Here is a 12728-nt window from a genome sequence, read left to right on the forward strand (position 1 = left end):
CAGGAGAATTCCTTAGGGTAAATTAACACGATTCTGATATTGACAAATGCTATGACCTGTCAAACTCACCCTGTAAGACGCATATAAAACAGAGTGATTTATCGGGAGGTCGTGATGGCTGACTTTACATTGTCGAAACCGATTTTTGGCGGTAAACAACCAAAAACCTCCACGGCGGGTAATATCGCTTATGCCCTGTTTGTCTTGTTCTGTTTCTGGGCGGGTTCGCAGCTACTCAATATGCTGGTTCATGCACCAGGAGTCTATGAACACCTGATGCAGGTGCAGGATAACGGACGCCCGCGAGTGGAAATTGGCTTTGGCGTAAGCACCCTGTTTGGCCTCATTCCTTTCCTCGCAGGGTGTATGATTTTAGGCGTTGTGGCATTAGTACTGCGTTTTCGCCGTCGCTTTTAAAGCCCCATACAGCGAGCCCGGCGGTCATCCACGCGTTTTGCGAACCAGGCGGTTGTCAGGTTACGCGTGATCTTCGGGCTTTCCAGCTGAATACCCGGCAGGATTGCCCTCGGTAACGTTTTCCCACTTTTCTGTTCTGCAAGCGTAAAGACTTTCTTGTACAGTTCGGTTTTCTCAAACGCCAGACTATCGCCTTTCTCAAGCTGATGGCGAATGTCGCTGTCACTCATGCCAAGCCTGTTCGATAATTTCCGCACCGCCCGCTCCGTGGTGCCAGCCTCGCTGCTGCCGTAGGCAATAAGATCGCCATCCAGTGCCAGCTTCACGCCGCTCGCGCGGCTGACCGCATTCTGAAACGCCGCGTTACGGCTGGCATACCAGCCTGCGTTAAAGTCCGCAAAGCGGTACAGCGGCTCACTGTAATTCGCCGGATAGTTCAGCAGATGATAAGTACCGAACCACAGGCCGCCACGCAGGGAGAAGACCTCCTGACGCACCGTACCGTCGATTTTCCACGGGTAGCCGTCGGTATGCTTTTCCGCAAAGGCAATGCTGACCTGCATCGGCCCGCCGGTGTGTACCGGGTTAAGTGAACCAAACAGTGTCTGCCCCATCGGCACCATGCTGATGAAATCATCAAAGATGGCGCTGAGCTGTTTCTCGGTTTTTACCGTGTCCAGCCGTTCGCTGTAGCTTTTTCCATTTGGCGAGGTGATCTTAAACGCGGTATGCACGAGGAATACCGGGATATGCATCGATTCCGCACGGCGGTCGATCTCTTTCCAGGCTATTTTGTTCAGACCCGGCACGACCGGGTCTGACTGGTACATTGATTCCTGCTGCGCCACCGCCAGTACCGAGCAGATATTCTCCTCGGTAGGGGCAATCTTCTGGCTTTCAAAGGTTTTTGCCAGCGCATCCGCCCATGCATTGCGATCTTTCACGCTGGCGGGCATTTTTTGCCGCACAACGCTTGCCACATCAACAGGCTTCTCCCCTTCTTTAAGCGGGGCAGCCCCTTTTTCGGCACACCCCACCAGCACCAGAACGGCCAGTAAGGACAACGGTAACGCACGCGGTACGGCAAAGCTCATAGCAACTCCCTGTATTAGCTAAATGTATTGGTGACTTCCTGCAGTTCCTGGCCGTCCAGCTCACGCTCAAAGCTGCGTAAACGTTTATAGATGGACATCAGTTCCACCAGCGTGGTCCAGGAGCTGATCAGATACTGGAATGAGCCACGCACCTGACCAAAAACGTTAGTTATCTGGGTCATCAGACCGAGCGTAATCGTACCCGCAACGATGGACGGGAACAGCAGGAACAAACCGAAAACGTTATCGACCTGCAGATACAAAATGCGCGCAATATTGAAATACATATAGTGGAAGTAGAGACGGAAATAGTTGCGACGCACGGCACCAAACAGCTCACGTACGGTTGGTGGTGAGGCACGATTAGCATCATCTTCACCATAGACCAGCTCTTTACGATAAGCCGCTTCCACGCGTTGATTTTTAAACTCCAGCCCCGGCAGCTTAATCCCGACCACCGCCAGCAGCCCCGTCCCCATCAGAGACCAGACAATCGCCGCAATCACCAGCCCATACGGCAGATGACCGACAACAGGCAGATCCGGCACGTGAGCCGAGAGCGTCACCAGCACCGGCAGGAAGGCAATCAGCGTCATGATGGCGTTGATAAAGCTGACGCCCATGTCTTCAAGGGTGGAGGCAAAACGCATGGTGTCTTCCTGCACACGCTGTGCTGCACCTTCGATATGACGCAGGTGTTGCCAGTGCGCCATGTAGTGTTCGTTCATCGCGGTACGCCAGCGGAAAACGTAGTGGCTGACGAAGAAGTTGTTCATCACCCCGATCACCACCGCTATCAACGCGATACCGAGGAAAATGCCCACCTCATGGTAAAACTGGTTAATGGTTACCTTATGCGGCGAACTCAGCGCGGTCTGGATAAGGTCGTAGAACGGGGCATACCAGGCGTTTACTGCCACCCCCACTTCCACCAGGAACCAGGTCACAAAGATAATCAGCGAGGTTCCCAGAATCGACCAGTATTGCCAGCGGTGCGGCGCATAGACAAACCAGAACAGGGCAAACAGGCCAACGCATACCATGTAGTAGGCGTAAAACAGCAAATAGCTAAGCGACCAGAAGCGGGCGGCGCTGATCGGGACGTCACCCGTTGCGCCCGTAATGCGGGCCAGCCACGCCCCGCCGCCAGCCTGCCAGAAAATGACAGCGATCAGTGCCCAAATAAATGCCGACAGGAAAAAAGGCCCCGGCTTTGGGAAAAAAGACTTAAACATAATGCTTCCTTCTTGTTGTTATGGCTGTTGCTGTGCTCAACACATCACCACACGAAAATCTCGCCTGAGCCAGACGGCGCAGGCAAAAAGGTCAGACCCGAGGGTTAATTATTAGTTCGCTTTCCAGTTTTCGAGAATTGTTTCGGTGCGTTTCACCGCGAGAGGATTGGCCGGCGCAATAAAGTCACGCCAGACGTCGTTGTAATGGTTAATCAGAATCGGCGCGTCGGCTGCCGGACGATTAGCCGTGGTATGGGCATCTTCCGCCACGGTAATGTGATAGCCACGGCTGACCCCGTTCTTGATGGTCGCGTCGACACAGTAATCGGTGGCACAGCCGCAGATGACAAACTCGCGAATACCTTGCTCGCGCAACACCGCTTCAAGTGCGGTGTTATAAAATGCATCGCAGGCAGTCTTGGTGACGTAAAGCGCGTCAGCGGGCTGATGGAGTTCAGGCAGCAGCGCAAACCCTTCGCTCCCCTCTTCCAGACCGCCTTCACCGGTATGCTGAATAAAAATCACCCGTTCGGCGGCCTGCGTGAGCTGATTGATAAGCGAAACACATTTTTCGCGCTGGTAACGCGGCGTTGCAAACACCCCTTGCTGCATATCGACAACCATAACCACACGCTTCACTGACATATCGTTCTCCGCAAGATTGAGTGACACTGGCCTCTATCATACGGCCGATGTCACAAAATGGGAGACTGGTCGCCAGGAAATTATGCTTATTTACCCATGGTTACGTTTTTCTCGCTATCGTTATGCAATTCGGGGCATTGCACCGTGCGCTTTAGTAGTATAAATACCCATTACTTTTCTCATTCAATTCATGGATGCTTTTCGTTGAAACGTTGTCTGCTCTCTTTTGCCGCGCTGTGTGCGGTGAGCTTCTCCACCGCCCAGGCAGCTCAGCCGCTGACGGCCCCCGTTTTGGCTTCAGATATTGCCGATCGCTACGCGAACCTTATCTATTACGGCAGTGGCGCGACCGGGATGGCGATGGTGGTCATCGACGGCAACCAGCGCGTATTTCGCAGCTTTGGCGAAACGCGACCGGGAAATAACGTTCACCCGCAGCTGGATTCCGTGATCCGCATTGCGTCCTTAACCAAGCTGATGACCAGCGAAATGCTGGTGAAATTACTCGATCAGGGCGTGGTCAAGCTCGACGATCCGCTCAACAAATATGCGCCGCCAGGCGCACGCGTTCCAACCTATCAGGGCACGCCCATCACGCTGGTAAACCTTGCCACCCATACCAGCGCGCTGCCACGCGAACAACCCGGCGGCGCGGCGCACCGTGACGTTTTTGTCTGGCCAACGCGCGAACAGCGCTGGAACTACCTGAGCACCGCCACGCTGAAATCGGCCCCGGGTTCACAGGCATCTTACTCAAACCTGGCGTTTGACCTGCTGGCAGATGCGCTCTCAACGGCAGCAGGCAAACCTTACCCGCAGCTCTTTGAAGAGCAGATAACGCGCCCGCTCGGCATGAAGGACACCACCTTTACCCCTTCTCCGGATCAGTGCCGACGCCTGATGGTGGCAGAGAAAGGCGCAAGCCCGTGTAATAACACCCTGGCAGCCATCGGCAGTGGCGGGGTCTATTCAACGCCAGGCGACATGATGCGCTGGATGCAGCAGTTCCTCTCATCAGATTTCTATGCGCGCAGTCACCAGGCCGATCGCATGCAGACCCTGATTTACCAGCGTAGCCAGTTGCACCGCGTGATCGGCATGGACGTACCGGGTAAAGCCGACGCGCTGGGCATGGGCTGGGTCTATATGGCACCCAAAAATGGCCGACCGGGCATTATTCAGAAAACCGGTGGCGGCGGTGGATTCATCACCTATATGGCGATGATCCCGCAGTCCAACGTGGGCGCGTTTGTGGTCGTCACCCGCTCTCCAAATACGCGTTTCGTCAATATGAGCGATGGCATCAATAACCTGGTGGCTGAACTGAGCGCCAATAAAGCCCAGGTGCTCACCGCCTCCATCCAGCCTTAATATTCCGTGGGCAAACGGTTGATGCTGACCAGTTTGCCCCGGCTCATATTGATATAGTTGCCTTGTCGCAAAGCAGCGAGCACTTCGGCAACGACAGAGCGTGAAATACGCGTGCTTTGTTGTATATGATTCATCACACCAATTTTTGAACGCAGCGTTTCATCCCACTCGGCCATATTCAGCAGCATTGCGCGGATCTGGTGATAGGAGTTATTTCCCACCAGTTGCCTGTCGCGTTTGCCCAGAATGTAATTTATCCAGGATAACCAGCAAAACGCGTCTTTCCAGAGCGAATGCTGTTGAATGAGTTGACGGGTGGTCGCCGCGGGCAAATAAAAACCGGTACAGGCCGTTTTGGCAGTGACTCTGTATTCCTGACTGTGGTTAATCACTACGGCAGACAGGCCAAAAATAAAAGGGGCTGACGCAATGCCAACCAGCAGATCGTCTGAATGACGATAAACTTCAATAACGCCGGTCTGGAATACGTAGGTACAAGGCTCACTCCCCTTGCCCGAGGTAATTAATTGCTGTGGAGCAGATTTAAACGGGGTACTGGCTGCTATCAAACATGCTTCGAGCCGGCTTAATTCAGAAAGTGGTTTCGCATTAACGTTCATGCAGACCTCAAGACATCCGTATTTGTCGGTTCACTATTATTTTTTATTGTCATCTATAAAAAAGCGGGGGCTTATCCCCCGCTTTTATTTATTACCAGGTATATTTCACACCCAGATTTGCACCCCAGTTCTGGTCAACGTCACCGCCGCCCAGATAAGTGGCATCAGTGTAAGCACTGAAGTTCTTCGTAAAACTAAACTGGGTACCCAGACCAACCCGCACTGCGGAGCCTTTCACGCCATTATCAATGCTGTCACCGTTAACATCGGCATCGTTACCAGCGTCGTCATAGACATAAGCGAGTTTGAAGTAAGGCGTAAGTGCCTGGTCACCGCCGTAGTTAAAGGTGTAACCGGCATCCACACCCGCTTCGTAACGCAGGCTGTCATAGGATTGACTATCCATGCGCATGTCGTTGCTGAGGCGATAGTCATCACCGGACTGGAACAGACCCGACACGGCTGCGTATGGCGTCACATAACCAGAGAGGTTTGGTTTCCAGTCATAGCCCAGTTTCAACCCAAAACCAACGGCGTCGGTGGTAGTGTTACCGTCAACATACTGACCATTGCTCATGGTCGCGGAGAGATCGTTGTTGAACCGGGTGTAGCTCAGGGAACTGTCGATGAACAGATCGTTCGCAAACTTCGCGGACGCGTACATCATTGCCGTCTGGCTGTCCTGATCCACCTGACCGGTGCGATCGCTGATATCGCCTTTGGCGAAACCTGCCGCACCCCCGACGATCCACTTCGCATTATTACCGTCAATCAGGGTATCCAGACCAACCATGATACCGCTCACGTCCTGATCGTAGCTGATAACGCCATTATCGCCGTCGAAGTTGCCGCCAACGTAGCTTACCCATGCCCCGCCGTTATCCGCCAGGCCATGACGGCTGTTGGTCAGACGCGCACTAACTGCATCCTGCTGCAGATTCCAGATGTTGGTGTTGGCAGACGGGATACTCAGCGCCATGTTGGCATAATCGGTCAGCGCTTGCTGTTGCAGAACAACAGTGTCGCCTTTCTGCTGCGCCTGATAAGTATATGCCCCTAAATCGGCTTTATTTGCCGCAGTGAAGCTGGCGCGGGTCTCCGTGTTGTTGTCATAAACACGGATAATCTCCTGGCCTTTATAGTCAGCAACAGAGCCGGCGCCGGTGGCGTTGTCGATACGCACGGCGTAATTCCCTGCCACGTCACCATTCACGGCCAGATGGCCGTCAGCGTTGAGTGCCACAACGCCGTAGTCGTAATCGGCTTTGCTCATATCGTTGGTGATATAGCGGGCGTTGTTCAGATCGCTGTTCAACACGTAATCACGGCTGGCCACGTTCAGCACGCCGCCATCCGTTAACACCATATTGTGCGTATCCACCTGGCCGAGGCCGAGAGACAGCTCCGCACCGTTGTCCACGGTAATGGTATTGGCATACAGCTCCGCGGTTTCCTCTGTCAGGGCCGCACGGCTGTCGCTGTCCAGATAGAGGCTGTCGGTTGCCACGGCACCATTGTCACCGATGTTCAGAGATGAAGCGTTGGACAGGGTGATGGAATCAGCCAGCAGGCCCGAGTTTTCAACATTGACCTGCGAATGATTATTCACCGTCAGCGTGTCGATGTTAGAGAGCTTACGGGTATCCCACTCAGAGCCGTTATCCAGCGTGACGTTGAACAGACCGCTCTGATAGACCGCTTCACCCGCGACATGTCCATTATTGTCGAACGTGGAATCCGGCCAGATGCTATCTGGAGAAAGGGTGCGCCAGTCAACGTCACTGTAGCCCAGGCCATACATCTGCACGGTGCCGATGGCCTCAACGCTGGACTGCGCTGCGCCGACCCATTTGCTGCCATTGGTCAGCGTGACGTCCAGCTTATCGGTGTCATCCCAGCCGTTGGTGGTTGGGTTGTATATACCGTCAGCCGTCGTATCGGTTGCCGGATCGCCGTTCGGGTAGAAGTTGTTATCGAAGGTACTGGAGAACAGGATATCGCCGGTGATCGTGGAGTGATCGAACGTTGCGGTGGTCTGCATCGCGTTGTCAGACGCACTGGCAGCAACAATCAGCGCCGCGTCGTCAGCCGCAGTGGCATTGGTTTCACCGTAATCACTCGGCTTCGCGGTTTGACCATAGAACCCGCTGGTGCCCAGGTCACTGTATGCGCCAGAGGTCAGCACCGAGTCTTTCACCAGCAGCGTGTCGGTAAAGACATTGCTGCTGTTCGCCACACCTTCCACACCGTCATACGGGGTATTATCCCGTTCCTGATACCCCTGAGTCAGGGTAATGCCGGCGATGTGAGAGTTATTCTGAATAACAATATCCGATTCCACATCCAGGGTAATTGCATTGCCCAGCGCATAGGTGTCCAGATAATGCGTTTCCGTATTTTCCCCGTTCACAACGTCATACGCATAATGCTCGTAAGTATCATTGATCGTGGAGTTATCGACGGTCAGGCTAAAACGGTCGTATTGAGAATGGGTTGTGCCGTCCGTATCCACGCCATCAGCACATGACGCGGTCATGCATTCTGAAGTGATCATGCCATTAATGGTGCTGTTGGAAATGCTCAGCGCATTCGCCCGCCCATTGATACCATCATCCAAATAATAGGTTGATATAACACCATTCACGGTGGATTTATTAATCACCGGATAAATATCACCATCGTGCGTCGCATCAGAGTAATCCCAGTCAGCGTAACCATAATACCAGGGTGCTGCTGCCGTATTATCATATCCGAAGGTATTATATGTCGTACCAGAAATATCCTTCGCATTGGCCTGAGAAGCGATAGCCAGGGTGCAGGCTAAGGAAGGTGCGAATAAGTGGGGAAATTCTTCTCGGCTGACTCAGTCATTTCATTTCTTCATGTTTGAGCCGATTTTTTCTCCCGTAAATGCCTTGAATCAGCCTATTTAGACCGTTTCTTCGCCATTTAAGGCGTTATCCCCAGTTTTTAGTGAGATCTCTCCCACTGACGTATCATTTGGTCCGCCCGAAACAGGTTGGCCAGCGTGAATAACATCGCCAGTTGGTTATCGTTTTTCAGCAACCCCTTGTATCTGGCTTTCACGAAGCCGAACTGTCGCTTGATGATGCGAAATGGGTGCTCCACCTTGGCCCGGATGCTGGCTTTCATGTATTCGATGTTGATGGCCGTTTTGTTCTTGCGTGGATGCTGTTTCAAGGTTCTTACCTTGCCGGGGCGCTCGGCGATCAGCCAGTCCACATCCACCTCGGCCAGCTCCTCGCGCTGTGGCGCCCCTTGGTAGCCGGCATCGGCTGAGACAAATTGCTCCTCTCCATGCAGCAGATTACCCAGCTGATTGAGGTCATGCTCGTTGGCCGCGGTGGTGACTAGGCTGTGGGTCAGGCCACTCTTGGCATCGACACCAATGTGGGCCTTCATGCCAAAGTGCCACTGATTGCCTTTCTTGGTCTGATGCATCTCCGGATCGCGTTGCTGCTCTTTGTTCTTGGTCGAGCTGGGTGCCTCAATGATGGTGGCATCGACCAAGGTGCCTTGAGTCATCATGACGCCTGCTTCGGCCAGCCAGCGATTGATGGTCTTGAACAATTGGCGGGCCAGTTGATGCTGCTCCAGCAGGTGGCGGAAATTCATGATGGTGGTGCGGTCCGGCAAGGCGCTATCCAGGGATAACCGGGCAAACAGACGCATGGAGGCGATTTCGTACAGAGCATCTTCCATCGCGCCATCGCTCAGGTTGTACCAATGCTGCATGCAGTGAATGCGTAGCATGGTTTCCAGCGGATAAGGTCGCCGGCCATTACCAGCCTTGGGGTAAAACGGCTCGATGACTTCCACCATGTTTTGCCATGGCAGAATCTGCTCCATGCGGGACAAGAAAATCTCTTTTCTGGTCTGACGGCGCTTACTGCTGAATTCACTGTCGGCGAAGGTAAGTTGATGACTCATGATGAACCCTGTTCCATGGCTCCAGATGACAAACATGATCTCATATCAGGGACTTGTTCGCACCTTCCCTAATGCAAGTTGTGATACAACCAGTTTCTTTTTCCATGTTTGCATTGGGTCATCCCTCCTCAGGGACGTAAGCAAGTTTGTCCATCTAACGATTTTGCAATACTTAATTGCGGAGGGAATTATGCATTTTCAATCTGAAAAGGTTCAATGAATCATTCCATTAAGTCCGCATTCAGACAAACAACATGAAAATAATGCAGAAGCGATGCAATGCCATCAATAATCATTATAAAACAGGCAGTTAAAACACCCTCTTATAAAGATAAAAAATATAATAAAAATAAATAGATCATTTTCAATGATATATTTACTTCATCATAGAAATAAAACCAATATTTCGAGAACAATTAACGCCAGTCGAAGGGAGAATATTATTGTTCGCGTAACGCGTTGGCATCGGGATTCCCCCTCGACAAAATGCCCACTTTGGTAAAACACCTTCTTTCACTTTGAGGTACACTAACCCTCTTTGTTCCACAAACCTCAGGCATACCATGACCGATTTAATTGCTCGTCCCCGTCGCCTGCGCAAGTCACCCGCACTACGCGCTATGTTTGAAGAGACAACACTGACCTTAAACGATCTGGTGTTGCCGATTTTTGTTGAAGAAGAGATTGACGACTACAAGGCCATCGAAGCCATGCCTGGCGTGATGCGCATTCCTGAAAAACATCTGGCGCGTGAAATCGAACGTATCGCCAATGCAGGGATCCGCTCGGTGATGACCTTCGGCATCTCCCATCATACTGACGCCACCGGCAGCGATGCCTGGAAAGAGGACGGTCTGGTCGCCCGTATGTCGCGCATTTGCAAAGAGACCGTGCCGGAAATGGTCGTGATGTCCGACACCTGTTTCTGCGAATATACCTCTCACGGCCACTGCGGCGTGCTGTGCGATCACGGTGTGGATAACGATGCTACCCTGCTGAATCTTGGTAAGCAGGCGGTGGTTGCTGCCGCTGCGGGTGCTGATTTCATCGCGCCATCGGCTGCGATGGACGGGCAGGTGCAGGCTATCCGCCAGGCGCTGGATGCTGCCGGTTTTACCGACACGGCCATCATGTCCTACTCCACCAAATTTGCCTCCTCTTTCTACGGCCCGTTCCGTGAAGCAGCCGGTACGGCGCTGAAAGGCGATCGTAAAACGTATCAGATGAACCCACTCAACCGTCGGGAAGCTATCCGTGAATCCCTGCTCGATGAAGCCCAGGGCGCAGACGCCCTGATGGTGAAACCAGCGGGAGCCTATCTCGACATCCTGCGTGATATTCGCGAACGCACCTCGCTGCCGCTGGGCGCGTACCAGGTCAGCGGCGAGTACGCGATGATCAAATTCGCCGCCATGGCGGGTGCGATCGATGAAGAGAAAGTGATCCTGGAAAGCCTGGGTGCGATCAAACGCGCGGGTGCGGATCTGATCTTCAGCTACTTTGCGCTGGATCTGGCTGAGAAGAAAATTCTGCGCTAAGGCGCAACGGTGCCGGGGGGCGGTTTCGCCTGACCCGGCCTGCTCTCCCTGCCTCACGAAACTTCACCAAACTGCAATACAACCGACATCTCCCCCTTCTACTGTCATCGCAAGACGGCAGGAGGAGTGATCATGTTTAGTCTCGATAGCGTTCTCGATGACCTTTGGCCTCAGGCGAGGCCGGCACCCTGGCAAAAAAGTCTGTTAAAAAGGCTGTTTTACGAAGAAGAATTCCAGCAATTTGCCGCAGCACACCGCCACCTGAAAGGACTGGATACGGTGGAGCAAGTTCTGGAGCACCTTGATATTCTCTGCACCGTTTCCGCCCGCGATCTCGAACAAATCCCCGAACATGGCCCTCTGGTTATCATTGCCAACCACCCGACAGGAACTCTGGACGGGCTGGCGCTGATGTACGCCGTCTCGCGCGTGCGACGCGATGTCAAAGTCGTGACCAACCGGATGCTGACCCACCTGGAGCCGCTAAGCTCGCTGTTTATCCCGGTCGATAATATGGGCGGCAGAACGGCAAAAACGTCGCTGGTACAGATGGAACAACATCTGCAAAACGCGGGCGTGCTGATCTTCTTCCCGGCGGGTGAAGTTTCCCGGCCGACGCGAAAAGGCATTCGCGATAAAAAATGGCACTCGGGATTTATCAAACTCGCCACCAAACTGCGCGCCCCACTGCTGCCGGTACATATTCAGGCGCACAACAGCCTCCTCTTTTATGCCAGCACGCTGGTATCGCCGACGTTATCCATGCTGCTGCTGATGCAGCAGATGTTCCGCCGTCGCCATAGCCAGCTGCCGATTACAATCGGTCAGCAGATTGCCTGGAGTGACTGGTATAGCGCCACCCTTTCGTCGCGTGAGATGGCCGAAAAGTGCCGTCAGCACGTGATACGTCTTGGCAAGGGAGTGCCTGGCGTCTTTAAAACCCAGTGCGCCATTGCCCGTCCGGAAGACCGGGCCACGCTAAAACGCGAGCTGGCGCAGGCCGAATGTCTGGGCAAAACCGGCGATGGAAAATCCATCTATCTCTGGCAGCGTAACGGCCAGGAAGAGGCGCCACTGCTACGCGAACTGGGCCGCCTGCGTGAGATTGCGTTTCGCGCGGTGGAAGAAGGGAGCGGTAAACGCCGGGACACTGACAGCTACGATGATGATTATCTGCATCTGATCTTATGGGACGATGAGGACCTGGAGATTGTCGGCGCGTATCGCTTTATGCCCACCGCCAGACAAGTGGAGCGTCGGGGGCCGGAAGGACTGTACAGCTACAGCCTGTTCCACTACGACGACAAAATGCAGGATGTGCTGGAGCACGGCATTGAGCTCGGGCGCAGCTTTATTCAGCCGCGCTACTGGGGACGCCGCGGTCTGGACTATCTGTGGTCAGGCATTGGTGCCTATCTGGCACGTTATCCTCACTACCGCTATCTGTTTGGTCCGGTCTCGATTTCCGGGGGCTTACCGCCTGCCGCGCGGGATCTGCTGGTGGCGTTCTACCGCCTCTGGTTCCCGGCAAGCCATCCGCTCGCGGCGTCACGCCAGCCCTACCCGGCATCGCTTCCGGACGTGCTGGCGCAGTTTGGCGGCGTGGATTATGTCGACGATCTGACGAAGCTGAAATCCCTGCTCGGCAATCTGGGCTGCGGCATTCCGCCGCTCTACAAGCAGTATTCCGAGCTGTGCGAACCGGGTGGCGTACAGTTTATTGATTTCGGAAGCGACCCGGCATTCAACAACTGCGTTGATGGCCTGGTGCTGGTGGATTTGTGTTATCTGAAGGCGAACCGCTATCAGCGCTATATTGAGGCGCATTTGTAACCCTGCTTTCCCCTCTCCCGTCGG

The 12728-nt window shown here is 53.7% G+C and carries 10 protein-coding genes; 4 read left to right on the forward strand and 6 right to left on the reverse strand.

Annotation, left to right across the window (positions count from 1 at the left end):
* The first annotated feature begins 114 nt into the window (after window positions 1-114).
* Window positions 115-417, forward strand: coding sequence for a DUF2755 family protein (locus HV157_RS09545; protein ID WP_020885246.1), 303 nt, complete (start codon window positions 115-117; stop codon window positions 415-417).
* Here the strand turns inward: HV157_RS09545 and HV157_RS09550 are convergent.
* From HV157_RS09550 to HV157_RS09560, 3 genes are all read right to left on the reverse strand, one after another.
* Window positions 414-1511, reverse strand: a complete 1098-nt coding sequence (locus HV157_RS09550) for a DUF1615 domain-containing protein (RefSeq protein ID WP_182268247.1) — start codon at window positions 1509-1511, stop codon at window positions 414-416. The two genes, HV157_RS09545 and HV157_RS09550, sit on opposite strands and share 4 nt — an antisense overlap.
* Before the next feature lie 14 nt (window positions 1512-1525).
* A complete protein-coding gene (gene sbmA, locus HV157_RS09555) occupies window positions 1526-2746 on the reverse strand; it encodes a peptide antibiotic transporter SbmA (RefSeq protein WP_025205008.1) in 1221 nt (406 codons plus the stop codon).
* 111 nt (window positions 2747-2857) lie between these two features.
* Entirely contained in the window at window positions 2858-3391 is a 534-nt protein-coding gene (locus HV157_RS09560; protein WP_025205011.1) for an isochorismatase family protein, read from the reverse strand.
* A 204-nt stretch (window positions 3392-3595) separates the two neighbouring features.
* Here HV157_RS09560 and ampH point away from each other — a divergent pair, with 204 nt between their 5' ends.
* On the forward strand, window positions 3596-4762 hold the full coding sequence (gene ampH, locus HV157_RS09565) for a D-alanyl-D-alanine-carboxypeptidase/endopeptidase AmpH (RefSeq protein WP_182268246.1): 1167 nt from the start codon (window positions 3596-3598) through the stop codon (window positions 4760-4762).
* Here the strand turns inward: ampH and HV157_RS09570 are convergent.
* The 3 genes from HV157_RS09570 to HV157_RS09580 all read right to left on the reverse strand — a co-directional run bounded on the left by HV157_RS09570 (window position 4759) and on the right by HV157_RS09580 (window position 9333).
* Complete coding sequence (locus tag HV157_RS09570) at window positions 4759-5382, reverse strand: helix-turn-helix domain-containing protein (protein ID WP_014168808.1); 624 nt, start codon at window positions 5380-5382, stop codon at window positions 4759-4761. The genes ampH and HV157_RS09570 overlap by 4 nt on opposite strands.
* A 91-nt stretch (window positions 5383-5473) precedes the next feature.
* A complete protein-coding gene (locus HV157_RS09575) occupies window positions 5474-8194 on the reverse strand; it encodes an autotransporter outer membrane beta-barrel domain-containing protein (RefSeq protein WP_182268649.1) in 2721 nt (906 codons plus the stop codon).
* Window positions 8195-8352: 158 nt separating this feature from the next.
* Window positions 8353-9333, reverse strand: coding sequence for an IS5-like element IS5 family transposase (locus tag HV157_RS09580; protein WP_000019402.1), 981 nt, complete (start codon window positions 9331-9333; stop codon window positions 8353-8355).
* Between the two features lie 563 nt (window positions 9334-9896).
* On the opposite strand from HV157_RS09580, the gene hemB reads away from it, so the two are divergent.
* Window positions 9897-10871: a porphobilinogen synthase gene (gene hemB / locus HV157_RS09585; protein ID WP_020885251.1), complete on the forward strand. Its 975-nt coding sequence runs from the start codon at window positions 9897-9899 to the stop codon at window positions 10869-10871.
* Window positions 10872-11003: 132 nt separating this feature from the next.
* Window positions 11004-12704, forward strand: coding sequence for a lysophospholipid acyltransferase family protein (locus tag HV157_RS09590; protein ID WP_121340295.1), 1701 nt, complete (start codon window positions 11004-11006; stop codon window positions 12702-12704).
* Window positions 12705-12728: the final 24 nt, after the last annotated feature.

It is taken from the genome of Enterobacter sp. RHBSTW-00318 (genome assembly GCF_014101375.1).
GTDB lineage: Bacteria > Pseudomonadota > Gammaproteobacteria > Enterobacterales > Enterobacteriaceae > Enterobacter > Enterobacter ludwigii.